This window comes from Caulobacter ginsengisoli, assembly GCF_030814835.1.
In the GTDB taxonomy this organism is placed as follows: Bacteria; Pseudomonadota; Alphaproteobacteria; order Caulobacterales; family Caulobacteraceae; genus Caulobacter; species Caulobacter ginsengisoli.
In genome coordinates this window covers 218,468-238,386 of sequence record NZ_JAUSVS010000003.1, presented here as the reverse complement: position 1 = coordinate 238,386, position 19,919 = coordinate 218,468, and the positions used below count along the sequence as shown (strand labels likewise).

16 protein-coding genes are annotated in these 19,919 nt (G+C 71.3%); 15 read left to right on the top strand and 1 reads right to left on the bottom strand.

The window, feature by feature from the left end; genetic code table 11:
* Position 1 precedes the first annotated feature (1 nt).
* From QO010_RS10935 to QO010_RS10865, 15 genes are read left to right on the top strand one after another with little or no spacing between them, the layout of a single operon-like run.
* The gene (locus tag QO010_RS10935) at positions 2-1,246 is read left to right on the top strand and encodes a Pvc16 family protein (protein WP_307349066.1); all 1,245 of its coding nucleotides are present in this window, start codon (positions 2-4) and stop codon (positions 1,244-1,246) included.
* Positions 1,243-3,375, top strand: coding sequence for an ATP-binding protein (locus QO010_RS10930; protein WP_307349064.1), 2,133 nt, complete (start codon positions 1,243-1,245; stop codon positions 3,373-3,375). Before QO010_RS10935 ends, QO010_RS10930 begins: the two co-directional genes overlap by 4 nt.
* The gene (locus QO010_RS10925; RefSeq protein WP_307349062.1) at positions 3,372-3,596 is read left to right on the top strand and encodes a hypothetical protein; all 225 of its coding nucleotides are present in this window, start codon (positions 3,372-3,374) and stop codon (positions 3,594-3,596) included. Before QO010_RS10930 ends, QO010_RS10925 begins: the two co-directional genes overlap by 4 nt.
* Positions 3,596-4,300, top strand: a complete 705-nt coding sequence (locus tag QO010_RS10920; protein WP_307349060.1) for a hypothetical protein — start codon at positions 3,596-3,598, stop codon at positions 4,298-4,300. Before QO010_RS10925 ends, QO010_RS10920 begins: the two co-directional genes overlap by 1 nt.
* Positions 4,301-4,311: 11 nt before the next feature.
* Positions 4,312-4,590, top strand: a complete 279-nt coding sequence (locus QO010_RS10915; RefSeq protein ID WP_307349058.1) for a hypothetical protein — start codon at positions 4,312-4,314, stop codon at positions 4,588-4,590.
* Positions 4,587-5,669, top strand: a complete 1,083-nt coding sequence (locus QO010_RS10910; RefSeq protein WP_307349056.1) for a phage late control D family protein — start codon at positions 4,587-4,589, stop codon at positions 5,667-5,669. Before QO010_RS10915 ends, QO010_RS10910 begins: the two co-directional genes overlap by 4 nt.
* Positions 5,666-6,172, top strand: a complete 507-nt coding sequence (locus QO010_RS10905; RefSeq protein WP_307349054.1) for a phage baseplate assembly protein V — start codon at positions 5,666-5,668, stop codon at positions 6,170-6,172. Before QO010_RS10910 ends, QO010_RS10905 begins: the two co-directional genes overlap by 4 nt.
* Positions 6,172-6,498 carry a hypothetical protein gene (locus QO010_RS10900; protein ID WP_307349052.1) on the top strand — a complete coding sequence of 109 codons (327 nt, stop codon included), beginning with the start codon at positions 6,172-6,174 and terminating at the stop codon, positions 6,496-6,498. The genes QO010_RS10905 and QO010_RS10900 overlap by 1 nt, the downstream gene beginning before the upstream one ends.
* Positions 6,495-6,890 carry a GPW/gp25 family protein gene (locus tag QO010_RS10895; protein ID WP_307349049.1) on the top strand — a complete coding sequence of 132 codons (396 nt, stop codon included), beginning with the start codon at positions 6,495-6,497 and terminating at the stop codon, positions 6,888-6,890. The genes QO010_RS10900 and QO010_RS10895 overlap by 4 nt, the downstream gene beginning before the upstream one ends.
* On the top strand, positions 6,887-9,250 hold the full coding sequence (locus tag QO010_RS10890; RefSeq protein WP_307349047.1) for a baseplate J/gp47 family protein: 2,364 nt from the start codon (positions 6,887-6,889) through the stop codon (positions 9,248-9,250). Before QO010_RS10895 ends, QO010_RS10890 begins: the two co-directional genes overlap by 4 nt.
* Positions 9,247-11,616 carry a baseplate J/gp47 family protein gene (locus QO010_RS10885; RefSeq protein ID WP_307349044.1) on the top strand — a complete coding sequence of 790 codons (2,370 nt, stop codon included), beginning with the start codon at positions 9,247-9,249 and terminating at the stop codon, positions 11,614-11,616. Before QO010_RS10890 ends, QO010_RS10885 begins: the two co-directional genes overlap by 4 nt.
* Positions 11,609-13,894 (top strand): hypothetical protein, encoded by a 2,286-nt coding sequence (locus tag QO010_RS10880; RefSeq protein ID WP_307349042.1) that lies wholly within the window; start codon positions 11,609-11,611, stop codon positions 13,892-13,894. The genes QO010_RS10885 and QO010_RS10880 overlap by 8 nt, the downstream gene beginning before the upstream one ends.
* A 10-nt stretch (positions 13,895-13,904) precedes the next feature.
* Entirely contained in the window at positions 13,905-17,027 is a 3,123-nt protein-coding gene (locus QO010_RS10875; RefSeq protein ID WP_307349041.1) for a DUF6519 domain-containing protein, read from the top strand.
* A gap of 9 nt (positions 17,028-17,036) precedes the next feature.
* Positions 17,037-18,284, top strand: a complete 1,248-nt coding sequence (locus QO010_RS10870) for an eCIS core domain-containing protein (protein WP_307349038.1) — start codon at positions 17,037-17,039, stop codon at positions 18,282-18,284.
* Positions 18,281-19,000, top strand: coding sequence for a hypothetical protein (locus tag QO010_RS10865; RefSeq protein ID WP_307349035.1), 720 nt, complete (start codon positions 18,281-18,283; stop codon positions 18,998-19,000). The genes QO010_RS10870 and QO010_RS10865 overlap by 4 nt, the downstream gene beginning before the upstream one ends.
* Positions 19,001-19,048: 48 nt before the next feature.
* On the opposite strand, the gene QO010_RS10860 is transcribed toward QO010_RS10865, so the two are convergent.
* Positions 19,049-19,858, bottom strand: a complete 810-nt coding sequence (locus QO010_RS10860) for a hypothetical protein (RefSeq protein WP_307349032.1) — start codon at positions 19,856-19,858, stop codon at positions 19,049-19,051.
* Between the last annotated feature and the right edge of the window lie 61 nt (positions 19,859-19,919).

The following is a 19,919-nucleotide window of genomic DNA, read 5'->3' as shown; positions in this document are numbered from 1 at the left end:
CATGGCTTTTCCCGACACCCTCGACCTCTCCAGCGTCACCGACGAGTTGGTCAAGCTGGTGCGGGACGCGGTGAAAAACTCCGCCCTGTGGGCCGAACCCGGCATCAAGAAGTTCACCGTCCATGTCACCGGCAAGGCGCCCGAGGTGGTGCGCGACGACAACGGCTGCCAGCTGACGCTCAGCCTGATGCATGTCGGCTCCGACCCGGCCTGGCGCAACACCTTCCCCAATAACGACCCGGCGGTGCGCTCCATCCCGCAGCTGTCGACCCGCCAGCCGATCGGCCTGGTGCTGACCTATCTGATGACCGCCTACGAGGAGGGCGGCGCCTTTCACCACGAACAGCAGGCGATGAGCATGGCGCTGACCTGCTTCCACGCCCAGCCCTTCCATTCGAGGGTGGCCGGCGGCCCGCGCGACTTCGTCATGGTCGTCGAGCAGGCCACGCTGGATGAGCTGAGCCGCCTCTGGCAGTCGATCACCGTGCCCATGCGGCTGTCGGCCCTGCTGCGCGTGGCGGTGGTCTTCCTGCGCCCGCCCGAGACCCCGCCGCCCCCGGCCAAGCCGGTCAAGGAATCGCGGCTGCTGGCCGGCGCCGGCCTGGAGCCCCTGGCCGAGGCCCCGCAGCTGTTCCAGACCGGGTCGACCATCAGCTACCTGGCCCCCAAGGGCGGGGGGGCCGAGACGCTGCGGATGCATGTCTCCCCCGCCGTGGCGGCGCCCGGGGCCCTGCTCAGCGTCGGCGGCAATGCGCTGAAGGACGCCAAAATCTATCTCAGCAAGGCCGACGGCAGCGGCGAGACCGACATCACCGCCTGGCGCCAGACGCCGGCCGCCGAGTCCGAGATCGTGCTCAAGGTCCCGACCGGAGCGGGCGCGCCGGCCAGCGGCCTGCATCGGCTGGCCGTGGGTCCCGGCGCCGGCGGGCCGGACCGCAGCCCGGCTATCCCGATCAGCATCGTGCCCAGCGTCACCGTGCCCGGGCCCCTGCCCATTCTGGTCCCCGTCGCCGGCCTCTACACGGTGGATGGCGCCGGCTTCACCCCCGGCGACACCGCCGTGCTGCTGGGCGCCGACGCCCTGACGCCGGGCGGGGCGGCGGGACCGGGCGTCTTCGCCATCAACGCCGGGGGGACCCAGATCACCTTCAAGGCCCCGGCCGGCCAGCCCCCCGGCCGCTACCCGCTGCGCCTGCGCGTCGCCGATATCGAGGCGCCGCCCGCTTGGTGGATCGACATCCCATGAGGTGGCTGGCCCTGTTCATCGCCTGGTGGCTGCACCAGCTGCGGAGCCTGATGGGCCAGGCGCCGTCGGCCGTGCCTGCGAAAACGGCGGCCGCGCCCCGCTTGGTCAAGCCTGCCGAAGCGCCCGTCCCTGGCGCGACGGTCGCGCGGGTGCTGGACCGGGTTCGCGCCCACGCGCGGCTGCACGCCCTGTGGATGGCCGAGCTGTGGCGGCTGGGCCAGTCCAGCCCGGACCAGGGCCTGGCCATCACCGCCGGCGAGACCGGACGGCTGCTGACCGCCCCCGCCGACCAGGCCGCCGCCCGCGCCGCCTTCCTGGCCAGCGATCCCACCGCCAAGGCCCTGGCCCCGACCGCGGCGGCAGCCGACGCGGCGCTGGCGAACGACGCCGGCTGGACCGGCTTTTGCGAGGATTTCGGCCTGAGCCCGCCGGCCGCCGACCTGATGGCCCTGGCCCTGGCGGTCGCCTGGGAGCCGGACCTGGGCCGGGTGCTGGCCTATCTGCAGGACGACGGTCAGGCCCTGCAGCCCAGCCGCCAGCTCGCCGCCCGGCTGTTCGATAACCCCGAGCCGCTGGACGCCGCGCCGCTGCTGGCCTGGCGGCTGGCGCAGCCGCTGAACGGCGCGGCCCCGGACCTGCCGGCCACCTGCTGGGCCGCCGACCCGGCCGTGGCGGTCTCGCTGGCCGAGGGGTCCTGGCGCGATCCCCTGCTGGACGGCGGCGCCCGTCTGGTTTCCCCCGAGGGGCGCCTGCCGCTGCACCAGGCCTCGCTGGCCACGCTCCAGGCGGTGGCAGCCTCGGACGAGCGGCCTCTGGTCATCGACCTCTGTGGCGCCGAGGGGCTGGGCCGCCAGACCCTGGCCGCGCGGTTCGCCGCCGGCCGGGGCCAGGCCCTGCTGGCCCTGGACGCCGCCCTGCTGCTCGGCCGGCCTAACGCCGAGCCCCAGCGCATCCTGGCCGCCGGCCACCGCATGGCCCGCGCCCTGGGCGCCATCCCCTACTGGCGCGGGGCCGACAGGATCGCCGCCGCCGATTGGCTGGCCGTCAGCGACACCGTCGACCTGGCCCTGCGTGGCTGGCCGGCGGCCGGGCCGTTCGGGCCGGCGGCCGGCAAGGCCGCCATCACCCTGGAGCCGCTGCACACCTCCGATCGCCTCGCCCTCTGGAGCCAGCACAGCCCGGCCGAGCCGCCCCGGCTGGTCGCCCTGCAAAGGCTGACCGCCGGCGAGGTGGTCGCCGCCGCCCTCGCCGCTCCCATCGGCCCCGGCGCCGTCCGCGCGGCCCTGCGCCGCTCGGCGCCGCCGCAGGACGACCTCCTGAACCTGGTCCCCACGCCTTACGTCTGGGACGACCTCGTCGCGCCCCCCGAGCTGGAGCGGCAACTGCGCGAGTTCGCCGACCAGATCCGCCTGCGCTGGGCCGTCTACGAGGACTGGGGTTTCGAGCGGCTGACCCCGATGGGGCGGGGGCTGGCGGCGCTGTTCGGCGGGGCCTCGGGCCTGGGCAAGACCATGGCCGCTCAGGTCATCGCCCGCGAGCTGGACCTGGACCTCTACCGCGTCGACCTGGCCGGGGTGGTCGACAAGTATGTCGGCGAGACCGAGAAGCGGCTGCGCTCGGTGTTCGACTATTGCGAGCGGGCCGGCTGCATCCTGTTCTTCGACGAGGCCGACGCCCTGTTCGGCAAGCGGACCCAGGTCAAGGACGCCCATGACCGCTTCGCCAATATCGAGATCGACTACCTGCTGCAGCGGATCGAGGCGTTCAACGGCGTCACCATCCTGGCCACCAACCGCAAGAGCGAGCTGGACAGCGCCTTCCTGCGCCGGCTGCGGCTGATCATCGACTTCCTGCCGCCGGGCGAGGACGAGCGGCTGGCCCTGTGGAAGAAGGCGCTGCTGCCGCAAAGCCCGACCGGCGAGGACCTGCTGGACGGCATCGACTGGGCGTTCCTGGCCGGCGAGCTGTCGATGAACGGGGCCGAGATCAAGGCCACGGCCCTGGGCGCCGCCTTCCTGGCCAAGGCCGACGGCGGCAGGATCGCCATGCCGCACGTCCTGGCCGCCGCCCAGCGCGAGCTCTCCAAGCAGGGGATCATTCTGCGCACCCCGCTGGAGGCCGGTTCATGAACCTCACCATCGGCCGCCTGGTGCTCGACATTCCCGGCCTCGACGCCGACGGGGCGCGGCTGCTGGCCGAGCGGGTCGGCGCGGGCCTGGCGGGTCTGCCGATAAACGGGGCGCGCAGCCTCGAGCGGCTGTCGGTCACCCTGCCGCCGGGCGCCGGTGTCCAGGCCCAGGCCGCCGCCATCGTCTCGGCGGTGCGCACTCAGGTGGGAGGGGGCGACTGATGGCCGGCAAGTTCCTCCGCGGCGCGCTGATCGAGTTCAACGACTCCCTGCCCATCCCCACGCCCAACATCATCATCTTCCAGTTCAATCCCGAGGGGATGACCAACAGCTGGGCCGCCGCCGGCGGCGCGGCGGCGGGCAAGAGCGGCGCCGGGTCGAGCGGCGATCCGATGGCGGCGGCCGGCAACCCGGTGCAGTCCTTCAGCCTGGACCTGGCGATGAGCGCCACGGACATGATCGCCGACGGCGGGGTGGGCGGCGGGCTGGCGACGGTCAGCGGCATCTACACCCGCATCGCCGCCCTCGAGATGCTGATGTTCCCGGTCGACACCGGCGGCGGCGGCCTGCTGGGCTCGGTCAGCGCCGCGTTCGGGGGCGGGGCGCCGGCTCCGAAGACCAAGATTCCCAAGGGCAAGGTCCCGATGGTGCTGTTCGTCTGGGGGCCGGGACGGATCGTGCCGGTGCGGGTGACCAGCCTGTCGATCAAGGAGACCCTCTACGATCCCATCCTGCTCAACCCGACCCAGGCCACCGCCACCGTCGGGCTGCAGGTGCTGACCCCCGAGGTGCTGGCCAACACCACCGGCATCCTCAAGGACGTCTCGGTCGCGGCCTGGAACATCAACCACGCCCTGCGCCAGGCGCTGGCCATCGCCAACCTCGCCAACGCCGTCGAGTCGTCCATCGGCATGTTGCCCTTCTGAGGATCGCCGCGATGTTCGACAAAAACAGCCGCTACGCCAAACAGCCCGTCTACACGGTCAAGACCGCCGACGGCCGCGAGGTCAGCGCCGTGGCCATCCCGCTGCCGACCCGCCCGGTCCTGGCCGGCTATCACAAGCGCGACGTCAATGAGCGGCTGGACCAGATCGCCGGCTGGCATCTGAAGGACGCCACCAGGTTCTGGTCGCTGTGCGACCTGGCCAACAGCCCGGTTCCCGCCGCGCTGGGCGAGCGCGACCTGGTCGCCATTCCGAGGTCCGACGGCGGATGAGCGCGGCCTTCGACATCCTGATCGACGGCGCGCCCGCCAGCGACCTGACCGACCGGCTGGGCGGGCTGGAGGTGGAGGAGCACGCCGATCGGCCCGGCGTGTTCAGCCTGACCCTGGCCGCCAACACCGACGAGGCGGGCGACCTCGACGCCGTGGCCGATCCACGTTTCGGTCCGCTGGCCAATGTGGCGGTGGTCGCCCGGGCCTGCGACGAGCAGAACCAGTGCATCATCGACGGCTTCGTGCTGGCCCAGAGCTTGAATCTGGACCGCAGCGGCGGCGAGGCGTCCTTGCGCGTCTGGGGCCAGGACGCTTCCTGGCTGATGAACACCACCGAGCAGGCCCGCGAATGGGTCGACGTCACCGACGGCTCGGTCGCCAACAGCATCTTCGGCGAGTACGGCTTCACCCCCAACCCCGGCAACACAGACGACGACAGCCCGGCCCATGCCGAGGCCGGCCACAGCCTGATGCAGCGGGCGACCGACGCCCAGTTCCTGATGAATCTGGCCAAGCGCAGCGGCAAGCTGTGCCGCGTCTTCTGCGAGGACATGCCCGGGGTGCGCACCGGCTGGTTCGCCCGGCCCAAGCTGGACGGCGAGCCGGCCGCCATCCTGATCGCCAGCGGCCCGGACGCCAATATCGACAATCTGGACCTCAGCTGGGACGTCATGCGGCCGACCAGCGTCATGGCCCACCAGGCCCTGTTCAGCTCGACCGAAGGAGCCGGCGGCGAGACGGCCGAGAGTGGCCTCTCGCCCCTGGGCGACAGCGACTTGGCGACCTTCGCCGGCAAGCCGGTCAAGGCGATGCTGACCGCCATGGTCGACGACGGCGGCGAGCTGACCACCCGGGCCCAGGCGGTGCTGGCCGAGGCTGGCTGGTTCGTCCGCTGCGAGGGCAGCGTCACCGCCGCCGCCCTGGGCTCGATCCTGCGGGTCGGTAAGCTGGTGCGGGTCGACAGCGCCGGGACCCGGTTTTCCGGAAGCTACCTGGTCTGGAGCGTGCGCCACTCCATCTCGGCCGACACCCACACCATGGGCTTCACCCTGGTGCGCAACGCGGTGGGGGCGTCATGAACGACGACCTGATCCAGGACGCCCTCGACCGGCTGCACGGCCGCTACTTCGGCAAATACCGCGGCTCGGTCACCGAGGTCGACGCCCCGACCATGCGCATCAAGGCCACCGTGCCGGCGGTGCTGGGCGAGACGACCAGCGGCTGGTGCATGGCCTGCGTCCCCTATGCCGGCCCGGACGTCGGCTTCGTCATGCTGCCCGAGGTCGGCAGCGGAGTGTGGATCGAGTTCGAGGCGGGCGACGTCTCCTATCCGATCTGGACCGGCTGCTACTGGCGGGCCGGCGAGGTCCCGGCCAAGGCCAACGCCGACATCAAGGCGGTGTACGCCAAGGCCGGCAGCGTCTCGCTGGACAACAACGGCCCCTCCATCACCCTGGAGGACGCCGACGGCCACACCGTGGTGATGGAGTCGGCCGGGATCACCGTCACCGCCGGCTCGTCCAAGATCGCCGCCACCAGCAGCGGCGTCAGCGTCAACGACGGCGCGCTGGAGGTGAAGTGATGGGCCAGTTCCTCACCACCGCCTCGACGATGATGTGCCCGCACGGCGGGACGGTCACCGCCATCGCCAGCCAGCAGAAGGCCCAGGCGGGCGCCGCCATGCTGATCCAGAGCGATGCCTGCACCATCGCCGGCTGTCCGTTCATGATCGGCCCCAACCCCAGCCCCTGCGTCACCGTCCGCTGGGTCTCGCCCGCCACCCGCAACACCCTGGGCGGCACGCCGGCCCTGACCAGGGAGAGCGTGGGCCTGTGCCTGGCCGCCACCCAGGCGCCGCAGGGACCCGTCCAGGTCGTCAACACCCAGCCGAAGGCCTCGGGCCAATGACCAGAGCCGACTTCGCCTTTCCCTTCGGCATCGCGCCCGGCGCCGGCCAGGCCCGGCGGACCAACTACGAGGATCACGTCGATCAGATGATCCGGCAGATCCTGCTGACCGATCCGCGCGAGCGGGTCTGCCTGCCCGACTATGGCGCGGGCCTGCGGCGCCTCTTGTTCTCGCCGCTGTCGGTGGGGCTGGAGGCGACCACGCAACTATTGGTGAGCCAGTCGCTGACCCGCTGGCTGGGCGACCAGATCGTGGTGCGCAAGGTCAGCGTGCTGAGCGCCGAGGACGGCGCGCCCGGCGCGGGCCTGCCCGACGGGGCGGTGGTCGTGCAGATCGACTACGAGCTCATCGAAACCCGCACCGTGCGGCGCGTCCAGGCGGTCGTGTCATGACCGTGCGCAACCGCTCCAGCGAGATCCTGGGTTCGACCAAGGTCAACGGCATCGACTTCATCGAGGTCGATGCGGGCGATCCGACCATCCTGCATGTGCATTTCCTCAACACCGTGGAGATCAAGCCGGTCCCGGCCCCTGGCCTCACCGCCAGGGTCGATGGCGGCGATAGCATCCCGACCGTCAAGGTGCGGCCCATCGTTCCCGCCAACGCCTGGTCGCACGACGCCCAGAACCGGCCGATCCTGACCCTGCGGCTCGAGGCCCAGGGCGACTTCTCGGACTACCGCCTGACCCTGCTGGGCTCGCCGAAGATCGACCGGATGTTCCGGTCGGCCAGCTTCTCGTTCAAGGCCTTCTGCCCCAGCGACTTCGACTGTCAGCAGCCCGGCCCGGCCTGCCCGCCGGACGACATGCCGATCCCGCCGATCGACTATCTGGCCAAGGACTACCTGAGCTTCCGCCGGGCGCTGCTGGAATACTCGGCCCTGGCCTATCCGGCCTGGCGCGAGCGGTCGGAAGCCGACTTCGGGGTGATGTTCGCCGAGGCGCTGTCGGCCCTGGCCGATGAGCTGAGCTACCAGCAGGATCGCGTCGCCGCCGAGACCTCGATCGAGACGGCCACCCAGCGCCGCTCGGTGACCGCCCTGGCGCGGTTGGTCGACTACGAGCCCCGGCCGGCGACCAGCGCCCATGTGCAGCTGCGCCTGGACGTCGCCGGCCCGCCGATCCCGGCCGGCGCCCTGGTCGGGGCCCGCACGCCCGAGGGCGAGGTGATCCCGTTCGAGATTGGGACCGGCCTGACGGATGCGAGCGTCTATCCGGTCAACCCCGCCTGGAACGCCGGAAAGCTGATCCCCTACTGGTGGGACGACGAGGAGCGCTGCCTGCCGCGCAAGGCCACCGAGATGTGGCTGCTGGGCCATGGCCACCAACTGGCGGCCGGGGTGGCGCTGCTGATCCAGACCGACCTGCCGGGCGAGAGCCTGCGCCAGATCGTGCATCTGACCGAGGTCGAGCAGGCCTATGACGCCGTCTTCCTGACCTTGGGCAACCCGACCCCCGTGACCCGCATCGCCTGGCGGGCGGACGACGCCCTGACGCGGGAGCGCGACCTGACCCGCACCAGCCTGGCCGGCAACCTGCTGCCGGCGACCCAGGGCCAGCGGCGGCTCGAGACCGTGGCCATCGACACCCGCCCCTTCACCGCCCCCGACGCCCCCCTGGCCATCGCCCGGCGCGGGCCCAACGGCGACGACCGCCAGCCCAACTTCGTCCACCGCCACCCGCTGGCCGCCACACCGCTGGCTTGGCTCGCCGACGGGGATGATGAGCCGACGCCGGAAATCTCGGTGCGCCAGGTGCTGCCCGACGTGCGCGACTGGACCTGGACGGCCAGCCTGCTGGAGGCCGACAGCCTGGACGAGGCCTTCACGCTGGACGCCATCGCCTGGCGCCCCGTCGGCTTCGACAACAGCGGCCGGCCCACCCAGTGGGACATCGACGGCGACCAGGGCGTCACCGTGCGGTTCGGCGACGGCGTCTTCGGCCTCTCGCCCACCCCGGCCAGCCTGTTCGAGATCCGCTACCGCACGGGCCTGGGCGCCCTGGGCAATGTCGCCGCCGACAGCATCGACCAGATCGATCCCGCCTGGGCCGCCTTCATCTCGGCCGCCAGCAACCCGTTCGCGGCCGAGGGCGGGGCGGCGGCCGAGACTCTGGACCATGTCCGCCGCATGGCCCCCCAGGCCTTCCGCGCCCGCCAGTTCCGCGCGGTGCGCTCGGAAGATTATGTCGCCGCCGCCGAGGAGCTTTCCTGGGTGCAGCAGGCCGGCAGCGCCTTCCGCTGGACCGGCAGCTGGTTCACCGCCTTCACCGCCGCCGACCCGAAGGGCTCGGGCGAGGTCACCCCGTTGCAGCATCTGGAGCTGGTCCAGCTGTTGAACCGCCGGCGGATGGCCGGGGTGGAATCCTATTCGCCGCCGCCGCGCTACGCCTCGGTCGACCTGGAAATCGAGGTCTGCGTCTCTCCCGACAGCCTGCCGGGCGATGTCGAGAAGCGGGTAGTCGAGGCCCTGAGCGGCGGGCGCGACGGCGAGGGGACGCCGGGCTTCTTCCACGCCGACCGCTTCACCTTCGGCTCGCCCCTGCAGCGCAGCCGGCTGGAGGCGGCCATCCAGCGGCAGGCCGGCGTCTCCGGCGTGCTGGCCATCCGCTATCGCAAGCGCGGGACCCTGACCGGCTATGTCGACCTGCCCGACACTCTGCCGATCGCCCCCGACGAAATCCTGCGCGTCGACAACGACCCCGACTGGCCCGAGCGGGGCGTGATCCGGGTCTATCCGGAGGGCGGACGATGACCGAGCCGCTGCACTGTCCCTGCGACGACCACAGCCCGGTCCTGCCGGTCAACCCGCCGGGCCTGGACGACATCGCCTTCCGCATCGCGACCTGGCGCGAGTTCCGCCGCGCCCTGCTGACCGGCAACGACGGCGAAACCGCCCTGCAGGACTGGCGGCCCGGCGGCGAGGGCGACCTGGCCGTGATGATGGTCGAGTGGTGGGCCTACCTTGCCGACATCCTGACCTTCTACAACGAGCGCATCGCCAACCAGGCCTACCTGCGCACCGCCGACCTGCCCCCCAGCGTGCGGCGGCTGATCGCCCTGCTCGGCTATCGCCCCCGCCCGGCCATCGCCGCCCACGGGACCCTGGCCGCCCTGGTCGAGCCCGGCCGCGAGGTGAAGCTGCCCAAGGGCCTGCAGTTCCAGAACAAACCCGGCCCCGGCGAGGACGTGCAGACCTTCGAGCTGGACGAGGACGTCGTCGCCAGCTCGCCCACCGCCGTGCCGGCCCGGCCGGTCGGCGACCTGCTGGCGCCCGAAACCGACGTCCTCTACCTGGCCGGCGAGCACACCGACCTGGACAACGGCGAGATCCTGCTGCTGCGGCGGCGCGGCTGGATCGGGCATCTGCTTCAGGTCTACCGCGCCACCGTCGTCGTGCGGCCCGACCGCACCAAGGTGACCCGGGTCGAGGTCAGCTTCTACGACACCCCGCCGACCGGCCTGCGGGCCGCGGACTACCGGCTGCTGCGGTCGCGCCAGACCAGCAGCCTGTGGTCGGCCTGCGGCACGGGCCTGCCGCCGGAGACGGGCCAGACCCTGACCCAGGACCTTCACCTGCCAAGCCGCATCCCGCCGCTGGCCCACGGAGAGCCGGTGCTGCTGGTCTGCAACGCCGCCGCGCCGGTGCTGGGCACGGTCGACGATATCTACGAGAGCAGCTGGTACGCCAACGGCGACGGTGGCGATCCGGGCAAGCCGCCCGTGCCGCCCATCCTGCCGGTGCTGGTCGGCCACACCTTGATACGGCTGAAGGAAAGGGTCATCACCCAGGAGGTGCGGAACAACTTCCGCAAAGTGACCGTCACCTACGGCTGGGCCGATGTCGGCCGGCTGATCGAGCAGCCGAACGATCTGTGGGACGGCAAGGACGGCCATCTGGAGGCGGTGGCGCCCGCCCGGTTCCGGGCCGGGACCGCCCTGCCGGCCCTGCTGGAAGGGGCTTCGGGCGGTGGACTGGCCGTGACGCTGGAGTCGTCCGGCGACGGGGCGGCCATCGCCGGCGGCCTGCCGACGCCGCCGCATAGCCTCACCACCCCGCTGAAGGCCCACTACAACCTGCTGCCGGTCTCGCGCGGCAAGTCGGTGCGCAATGAAGTGGTCGGCAGCGGCGACGCCCGCCAGGCCGGCCAGAGCTTCAACCTGGCCAAGTCGCCGGTCACCTGGCTGGCCAAGGGCGTCGGCTGGGTCAGCACCATCGCCCTGCGGGTCGACGGCCGGCCCTGGAAGGAAGTCGCCAGCTTCTATGGCCAGGCGCCCGACGCCAAGGTGTTCGTCACCCACGAGAACGAGGACGGTACGACCAAGGTGCTGTTCGGCGACGGGGTCAATGGCGCGCGCCTGCCGACCGGGATCAACAACATCGTCGCCGACTACCGCATCGGCGCGGGGGTCAAGGCGCCGCCGGCCGGCAGGCTGACCATCCTGGCCAACCCGGTTCCCGGCCTGATCGCCGTGCGCAACCCGGTCGCCGTGGGCGGGGGCGCCGACGCCGATCCGCCTGATCAGATCCGTCGCTACGCCCCCCGCTCTGTGCTGACGTTTGGACGGGCCGTCTCGGTCCTGGACTACGAGGCCATCGCCGCCCAGGCGCCGGGCGTCACCCGGGCCAGGGCCGCCTGGGCCTGGGACGAGGCGTCCCAGCGCACCGCCGTCACCGTCTATGTCGGCAATGACGCCGCCGCCGTGACCAGCGCCACCGACAGCCTGAAGGGCGCCTGCGGCCGCACCCTGCCCACGGTGGTCCCGGCCAGGCCGCTGCGGACCCGCCTTCGGCTCAAGCTGCAGGTCGAGGTCGGCATGGACGCCGCCGCCATCGCCGGGGCGGTGCGCATGGCGCTGACCCGGGACGGGGCGCTGTTCTCGCCCCAGGGCCTGCGCATCGGCCAGCCGGTGTTCGAGAGCGCCATCATCGCCGCCATCCTGGCCGTCGATGGGACCGTGGCGGTGCTGGAGAGCAACCTGGGCACCCAGTCCGGCGTGAACATGCCCTGGAACGAGGACGGCCTGCCCGTGCATCCCATCGGCGAGGACGGCTGGTTCGACCTGGACCCGCGCGACATCGCCATCGACACGAGCGTGGGGGAGAACGCCCATGGCTGATGACGGCTACGACGTGTGGTACGCCGAGCGGCTGTGGAACCTGCTGCCGGCGGTCTATCGCGACCTGGACACCGGCGGGGCGCTGCGCGAGATCATCGGGCGCATCGGCGTGCAGGCGGCGACGGTCCGGCGCAGCATCGACCGCCTGTCGGACAACGCCTTCATCGAGACCTGCGACGACTGGGCCATCCCCTATCTGGGCGAGCTGCTGGCCACCCGCACGGTCAGCTGCCTGGACACGCGCGCCCAGCGGCTGGACGTGGCCAACACCATCCACTATCGCCGCCGCGCCGGCACGGTCGCCCTGCTGGAGGCGCTGGCCCACGACATCAGCGGCCATGACGCCAAGATCGGCGAGTTCTTCCGGCGCCTGGGCCGCACCCGCCACCAGTTCGATCCGCCCGTCGGCCTGGTCCCCAGGGTGAACGGCGAGCCGGCGCCGCTGGACCCGGCGGTCATCGAAGGGCTGGCCGGCCAGCACACCGGCACGCCGGCCGGGGGCCTGGCCGACCTGCGCAACGCCTATGGCGCGGCCAACGCCCATTCGGCCTTCGACGAGTTCGCCCATACCGCCGACTTCCGGCGCGGCCGGCAGTCGACCGGCTGGCACAACATCCCCAAGCTGGGCGTCTTCGTCTGGCGGCTCTACGCCTACCCGATCCATGACGCGACGCCGGTCGAGCGCACCGGCTGCGCGGGCCAGTTCAGCTTCGATCCGACCGGCCGCGACATCCCCCTCTTCATCCCCTCGCGCCCGCCGTCCGGGCCGCGCAGCGACGACTGGGTGGCCGCCGAGGAATGGCAGCTGCCGGTGGCGGTGCGAGTGGGCCTCTGGAAGGCCCGGCCCGATCAGCTCTATCCGCGCGCCTTCTTCGTCGGACTGGTGGCCGGCAACGTCTCGGCCCCCGTCGATCGCACCACCCTGTGGATCGATCCGACCATCGGCCGCTTCCGCTTCCTGGGGGCGACGCCGCTGGGTCAGATCGCCAGCGACTATCATTTCGGCTTCTCGGGGCCGGTCGGGGCCGGCGGCTTCGATCCGCGCCTGCTGCCGGAGCTAGCCCTGCCCACCCCCAAGGTCGCCGTCTCCGGCGGAACCGGCCTGCCGACCAGCGTGGCCAACGACAAGACCTTCGAGATCGCCGACAGCGTCACCTATCCTAACCCCGGCAACATCAGCGTCTCGGCCAACGCGGCCATCACGGCCCGCGCCGAGACCCGGCCGCTGCTGCGCTGGAAGCCTCACAAAATCTGGCGGATCAACGGCCAGCCCGGATCGCGCCTGACCCTGCAGGGCATGCACCTGCAGAACGCCGACCTGCGCCTGACCGGCGAGTTCGACAGCGTGCGGCTGCGGCTGGTCACCCTCGACCCCGGCTCGTCCGGGGCGGGCGACACGCCGCCCACCCTCTACCAGAAGACCGTCGACGGCATCGACCTGGCGCCCGGCCGCCTCCTGATCGAGGCGCGGATCGGCGAGCTGATCATCGAGCGCTGCATCATGGGGCCGATCCGCACCGTGCTGACCGGCTCGGCCGACACCATCCGCATCAGCGACAGCATCGTCCAGTCCATCCCCAGCCATCCGGCCGGCGCCAACCCGCCGGCCCTGATCGACATCGCCAGCCTGGCCGCCGGCCTGAAGACCAGCAACAACCCGCAGGCCAAGGCCCTGGTCGCCGGTCTGACCGCGGCGGTGCAGAAGGCGCTGGCAAAGTATGTCTATCCGCACAATCCGACCGGGGCGCTGGCCACGGCGCTGAGGGCCCTGGCGCTGGGGCCGAACGGGCCGCTGCTGGCGAAGCTCTTTCCGCTGGCGCTGGGCGACCTGGCCCTGGGGTTCTCCAGCGGCACGGTGCAGCTCATCCGCACCACGGTGATGGGGCCGACCTACACCCACCGCCTGGCCGCCAGCGAGTGCGTGCTGGACGACATCGCCCAGGTCGAGGACGCCCAGCATGGCTGCGTGCGCTTCTCGGTCTACGCCCAGGGCTCGCAGCTGCATGCGCCCTATCGCTGTCTGGTCGTACCGCCCCATGTCGCGCTGTTCGACAGCCGGGTGTTCGGCCGGCCGCCGTATGGACGGCTGACCCGTGACGCCGACGTCTTCCTCGTCGCCCCGGGACCGCACGACAGCATCCAGGCCTGCGCCGAAGACGGCGCGGAACCCGGAGCCTTCCACAGCGAGCGCGCCAATCTCAAGCGCCGGGGCCTCGCCCAGAAATATCTCGAATACATGCCGATCGGCCAGACGCCCGTCTGGATCGACGCGGACTAGGAGAAGAAGCATGGCCAGTGACCGCGCCAGGATCAGCCGCGATCCCAGCCGCCTTTGGCGCTCTGTCGTCGCCCAGCAGGGCCGCGTGCAGGTCGAAGCCGACCTCAACGAGGCCTGGGAGATCGAAGGCGACGGCCGCCGCGACGAGGTCATCGACATCATCGGCCCCGCCGGCACGCCCGACAACGGCTACGGGGTCGGCCCCGACAGCGGCAGGCTGAAGATCGGCCACGGGACCATGTATCTGGGCGGCTGGCGGCTGACCCTGGATGAGGACATCCATGACGACGCCCAGCCCGACTGGCTGGACGCCCCGCCCCCGGCGCCCGTCAGCTCCCGCGAGGTGGTGCTGCTGCGCGCCACCGAGCAGGAGGTGACGGCGGTCGAGGACCCCGCCCTGCTGGACGTGGCCCTGGGCGGTCCCGACACCAGCGCCCGCACCCGGCTGCTGCAGCATGTCCTGCGCTGGCCGATCAAGGGTGATACCTGCGCCGAGGCGGCCACCGAGATTGCCGGCGAACTGGCCAAGCAGGGACTGAGCCTGGATCCCCGCACCCTGCAGCTGCTCTCCGGCGCCCGGCTCCAGGTCGACTTCGTGCCGCCGACCCCGCCGCCGGGGCCCTGCGACCCGCCGGCCCAGGGCGGCTATCTGGGCGCCGACAACCAGCTGATCCAGGTCACCGTCAGCAGCTTCAACAAGGCCACCGGGCGCGGGACCCTGCTCTGGGGCTACAACAACGCCTCCTTCCTGCACCGGGCGGTCAGCGACGGGGCCGGGCGGCTGGTGCTGGTTGGCCGGCCGCTGGATTCGGAGCATGAGCCGCGCCAGAACCGGCCCATCGAGGTGCTGCGCCGCCGGGTCAAGCTGGAGGACGGCAGCTTTGTCGCCGCGCCCGAGGGCGAGATCCGCAGCGTCCAGGGCTACGATCCGGACGAGCGCCGGATCACCTTCGCCGCCGCCCTGCCCGCCGACTATGTCGGCACGGCCGCCGAGCCTTTGTTCGTTCGCCTCTGGCAGGCCGAGATCCCCTTCCAGTCCGGCCAGCCGGCGCTGCTGGACCCGACGGGCCTGACTGTCACCGTCACGATCGCCGCCCTGCCGACCCTGGCCGGCCGGCCGTTCTGGCGCTTCGCCGTACGGCCCAGCACGCCCCTGGAGGTCTATCCGGTCCGCTACAAGACCACGCCGCAGCCGCCGGACGGGCCGCGGCAATGGCTGTGCCGGCTGGCCGTCATCACCGAGGCCAGCAGCGGCATCCGGGTGCTGGAGGACTGCCGCGTCCCGTTCAAGCCCCTGACCCTGCAGAAGGACGACAGCTGCTGCGCGGTGGTGCTGGGCCCCGAACAGGTGCGCGCCGGCCACGGCCTGCAGGCCATCGTCGACAAGCTCTGCGCCAACGGCCCGGCCACCCTCTCGCTGCGGCCCGGCCACTACCTGCTCAACGATCCGCTACACCTGGACGCTCGGCACGACGGCCTGGTGCTGGAGGCCTGCCAGGACGGGGCGGTGATCGAGGTCGACGGCCGCTCGCTCGGCAAGTTCAAGCCCGGCCTGATCGTCGTGGACCACGCCGACGAGGTCACCCTGCGCGGGCTGCGCTTCACCCTGCCGCTGGTCAAGACGGACGACCGCTACGGTTTCCCCAAGCCGACCGGCGGCGTCAAGGCGGGCGGCGACGCCTTCGTCTCGGTCGGGGTGATGGCCATCGACGCCACGCGGCTGAGGATCGAGGACTGCCAGTTCCGCTATGAACTGCCCGAAAACGGCCGGCTGATCGCGCTGGGCGTCTACGGCCGGGGCCAATCGACGGGCTTGGTGCTGAAGGACAACGCCTTCCTGCACGACGACAGCTATCAGCGCGACCCGACCTATTTCCGCTTCCTGATCGGCTATGGGCTCTCGCCCGAGGTGCCCGGGGGCGATCGCCTGACCCACAAGGCGCTGAACGAGGCCCCGCCGATCGGCGACGCGCGGCTCGACGACGCGGAGATCGTCGGCAACCGCTTCGCCGGCCTGACCGTGCCCGTCGTCGTCGTGGCGCGGATGGGTTTCGTTCGCTGCGCCGAGAACCGGGTCCTGGACTGCGTGGGCGGCTTCTACTTCATCACGTCCGACTTCGGGGCGGCGCGCGGGCGGCTCGACTATCTGCGGTTCAATGAGCCCCAGATCATGGCCGGCGCGATCGACGGCCTGTTCAACCAGCCGATGCTGGAGATGGTCTCCGAGCTGGGGCTGCTGGTCCCCCCGCCGCCCACCAGCAGGCACAGCCTGACCCGGCTTCCCGGCCGGGTGGTCTTCACGGGCAAGATGATCAGCCTGATCACCAGCGAATTCAAACGGACCGCCGCCGCCGGGATCAAGGCCAGCCAGACTCTGGCGGGCGAGACGGTGACGGTGGAGGCGGCGGAAGCTGTGCTGGCGACCGCCAATCAATCCCCCCCGCCGGTGCTCAGCCTGCTCAAGGAGGATTCGGCGCAAGGAAACCCCATCATCGGCGATGCAACTCCGCAGGCGACGGAAGAAGCGGTCAAGGCGGCGCCGCCGCCAGCCGACACGGAGGCCACGTTCCAGGGCCAGGCCGAGCACAAGGCCGCGTGGCGCTACAACGACACCGGCCGCCTGCACATGATGGCCGTGGCCGCCCGCGCCACCGACATCCGCTCGAACCCCCAACTGCATATCCGTGAGAACGACCTGCGCATCCTGGGCCGATTGGACCGGGATCGGGAGCAGAGCGACGATCCGCTCGACGGCGCCTTCGCCGGCGTCAGCGTGGTGCTGGAGTTCAACGAGGGCGACGCCTGCGTGATGGTGCAGGACAACCGCGTGCGGCTCGACACGACCTTTGCGCCGGCGGCTGGCGTGTTCTTCGCCGAGTTCTGCTCGGTCACCGGCAACATGCTGATCCAGCCGATCAAGCGGGGCCGTCGGACGGCCGGGGCGACGCCGGGGCCGGACGACGATGGAGTCTACTGCCTGCTGGCCTACGACGATTTCGTCGATGGCATTTCGCCCCGGCTGGAGGTGATGGCCAACCTGGTCCACGGCGACGCCTATCTCAATCCGCCCCGCCTCGAGCCGCCCAGCAACCGGTGGAATTCCGTCAACGAACTGCGCGATCTGAAGCCTTAGGCGCGGCCGATGTTCGTCAGTCAGCAGCGCACGGTCCAAGACACCGCCATCCAGCGCGGCCAGCCCACGACGCAGGCCGCCGCGGCCCAGCGGCTGGGCAACCAGGCCCGGCTGCGCGGGCTGAACGCCGCGCCGCAGTTCAAGCTGCGGATCGGGGCGGTGGATGATCCGCAGGAGGCCGAGGCCGACCGGGTGGCCGACGCGGTAATGAGCCTGGGCGCCGCGCCGCCGCCCCCATCTCCCTCGGCGTCCGGGACCGAAGGGCCGACCCTGCGCCGGGCCTGCGCCGCCTGCGCCGGCAAGGACGACGACATCCTGCGCCGCAGCCCGGCCCCCGACAGCGTCCACCAGACGCTCAGCGCGCCCGGCCAGCCCCTCTCGGCCCAGACCCGGGCCTTCTTCGAGCCGCGCCTCGACCGCGACCTCAGCGGGGTGCGGGTGCATGACGACACGACGGCGGCCGGCTCGGCCCGGGCGGTGAACGCCCAGGCCTATACGGTCGGCCAGCACATCGTCTTCGGCGAGGGACAGTATTCGCCCGGCAGCGACTCGGGCCGGCGTCTGCTGGCCCATGAACTGGCGCACACCATCCAACAGTCGGACCAGCCCGTCATGCGCCGCAAGCTGGTGGCGGGATCGGACGCCGGCGCGGTCGAGGTCGCCGGTCACATCAACGATTTCTGTCCGGGATCGGCCACCACCTTCGGCGTCCAGGTCAAGGAGCAGGCCGGCGCCTGCCCGCCCAAGGCGGCCTCACCCGGCTGCGATTGCGCCTGCACCGCCATGACCGACGCCAAGCGGACCTACCACATCAACCTGGCGACGATGAATCCCTTCAACGCCAAGCAGAAGCTCGCCAACGGCAAGGAGGAGAGCGTTCCCAAGCTCGCCACCGGGCCGCATACCGCCCACCCGCCGTGCGCCCCGCACACCCAGATCGTCATCCCCAAGTCGGGCAGCACGGCCACCTTCGGCAGCTTCAACACCGCCGACAGCCCGGTCACCGCTTCGACGCCCCGCATCCTGGCGCACGAACTGTGCGGTCACGGCGTCGCCTGCCAGACCTACAAGGGCGACACCGGTGACCGCGCCCAGCATGACACGACCATCGCCACCGAGAACTCGATCTACGGCGCGAAGGGGATGCGGGGCTCCTACGCCAACCTGCGCCAGGGCGAGTCCTATTTTCAGGCGCCCGGCGACCCCAAGCTGGTCTTCAGTCTCAAGGACGGCCTGCACTACGAGACGGTTCCGTGACCACCTGGGCCTACCGGCCCCGCCCGTCGCTGGCGACGACGAGCCAGCCGATGGTGGCGCGGACGGCGGCCCAGCCCGGCAACCAGGCGGTGCTGCGCCGCCTCAGCGCCTCAGCGGGAGCGGCCCCTCAGCAGACCAAGGGGGCCGCGGAGGCGCCCTGCCCGCCGTTCCACAGCTTTCCGGAGGACATCTACCAGGCCATGGAGGCGGCCTGGAAACGGACCAACCACGGCGGCGAAGAGGTCACCGAACACGGCGGCCGGATCGTCAGCGACTGGCGCGGCAAGCGGAAGATCCGCACCGGCGTGGGCGAGAGCGAATCCATCCACCTGCCCGAGGAGAAGTTCGGCGACGACACCCTGTCCACCTTCCACACCCACCCCTACTCCAAGGCCAAGGGCGCGCATCTGGGCGTCGGCTTCTCGTCGGACGACATCAAGGGCTTCGTCCTGGGCCAGCAGGGCGGCGCGGACTATGTCACCGCCGGCAGCTGCAACTTCGCCCTCACCGTCGCCGATCCAGCCAAGCGGGACGCCTGCCAGGACGTCGACTTCGAGAAGCGTTTCCGGCCGGTGTTCAACACCACCTCGGGCGGGGTCCAGAACGCCGTCAACCAGGGCAACAAGGCCGCCATCGCCGGCTGCGGCCTCTGCTACTACCAGGCCTGCCGGCCGGACCCGAACAGCCCGATTCCGAGGGTTGGCGTGCTGATATGACGGCCGACCACGGACCCCGGCCAAGGGGCGGGCCAAGCCCGGCCCTGTCTAGGCCGCGATATCCAGCTTCATCCCGGCGGTCGGGGCCTCGCGGCGGATGTCCTGCTCCATGCCGTCCATCTCTTCGCGGAGGGACTTGAGCGACTTGTCGAGGTCCTCGAAGGCCTTGTCGGTTTCCTTGTCGCGCTTGCGGATGGCCGCCTGGCCACGGGCGGTGTCGACCAGCTTGACGATCTCGTTGGTGACGCTGCGCACCTGTTTGAGGAAATCCAGGCCGTCCTCGCCCACCGCCTTGCGGATTTCGCCGACCACGGCCTGGTAGAGCGAGGCGCCATCGCTCGAAGGCCTGGCCGCCTCGCTGGGGTCCTCCGACACCGCGGCCTGGGCCGGCTCGGCCCCTGGCTCATCGGCCGTGGTTTCAGCGGTCCTGGCCTCGCCGTCGGCGTCATCCGCCTTGTCGTCCGCCTTGGCCCCGTCCGGAGCCGGCGCGCTGGCCATGGCCGCGCCGGCGGCCTCACCGCTGGCGCTCATCTCCTGGCCGCCCGCGTCGCGATAGGCTTTCACCGCCGACTTCAGGTCCTTGAAAACCTGGGCCAGGGCCTTGGCCATGGCCTTGGGGTCGTTGGCGTAGAGCTTCTTGACGATCTTCAGCCATTCCACGATCTGCTGGACCCTGGCCTTGGCCTGCGCCTTCTTGCTGTCGGCGGCCTTGAAGATCGGACTGTTCATGGCCTTGGCCTTGTCGGTCGCGATCTCGCTCTTGCGCGCCTCGGCGGCCTGCTGCAGCGCGGCCCGCAGCTGCATGCGCTGGTCATAGGCCGAACCGCCCGCGTTCGCGGGGGGAGAAGTGATGTTCATGCGCCTCAAGCCTTCTGCTTGTCGGCGCAGCCTAGCCGGCAGGACTTTAAGGAGGCGTAAC

Bases quoted from the DNA above. Each gene is read 5' to 3' on its own strand.
- QO010_RS10930 (WP_307349064.1), top strand. From the start codon at position 1,243: ATGAGGTGGCTGGCCCTGTTCATCGCCTGGTGGCTGCACCAGCTGCGG.
- QO010_RS10915 (WP_307349058.1), top strand. From the start codon at position 4,312: ATGTTCGACAAAAACAGCCGCTACGCCAAACAGCCCGTCTACACGGTC.
- QO010_RS10935 (WP_307349066.1), top strand. From the start codon at position 2: ATGGCTTTTCCCGACACCCTCGACCTCTCCAGCGTCACCGACGAGTTG.
- QO010_RS10890 (WP_307349047.1), top strand. From the start codon at position 6,887: ATGACCGTGCGCAACCGCTCCAGCGAGATCCTGGGTTCGACCAAGGTC.
- QO010_RS10870 (WP_307349038.1), top strand. From the start codon at position 17,037: ATGTTCGTCAGTCAGCAGCGCACGGTCCAAGACACCGCCATCCAGCGC.
- QO010_RS10860 (WP_307349032.1), bottom strand. From the start codon at position 19,858: ATGAACATCACTTCTCCCCCCGCGAACGCGGGCGGTTCGGCCTATGAC.
- QO010_RS10880 (WP_307349042.1), top strand. From the start codon at position 11,609: ATGGCTGATGACGGCTACGACGTGTGGTACGCCGAGCGGCTGTGGAAC.
- QO010_RS10875 (WP_307349041.1), top strand. From the start codon at position 13,905: ATGGCCAGTGACCGCGCCAGGATCAGCCGCGATCCCAGCCGCCTTTGG.
- QO010_RS10885 (WP_307349044.1), top strand. From the start codon at position 9,247: ATGACCGAGCCGCTGCACTGTCCCTGCGACGACCACAGCCCGGTCCTG.
- QO010_RS10900 (WP_307349052.1), top strand. From the start codon at position 6,172: ATGGGCCAGTTCCTCACCACCGCCTCGACGATGATGTGCCCGCACGGC.
- QO010_RS10910 (WP_307349056.1), top strand. From the start codon at position 4,587: ATGAGCGCGGCCTTCGACATCCTGATCGACGGCGCGCCCGCCAGCGAC.
- QO010_RS10895 (WP_307349049.1), top strand. From the start codon at position 6,495: ATGACCAGAGCCGACTTCGCCTTTCCCTTCGGCATCGCGCCCGGCGCC.
- QO010_RS10905 (WP_307349054.1), top strand. From the start codon at position 5,666: ATGAACGACGACCTGATCCAGGACGCCCTCGACCGGCTGCACGGCCGC.
- QO010_RS10920 (WP_307349060.1), top strand. From the start codon at position 3,596: ATGGCCGGCAAGTTCCTCCGCGGCGCGCTGATCGAGTTCAACGACTCC.
- QO010_RS10925 (WP_307349062.1), top strand. From the start codon at position 3,372: ATGAACCTCACCATCGGCCGCCTGGTGCTCGACATTCCCGGCCTCGAC.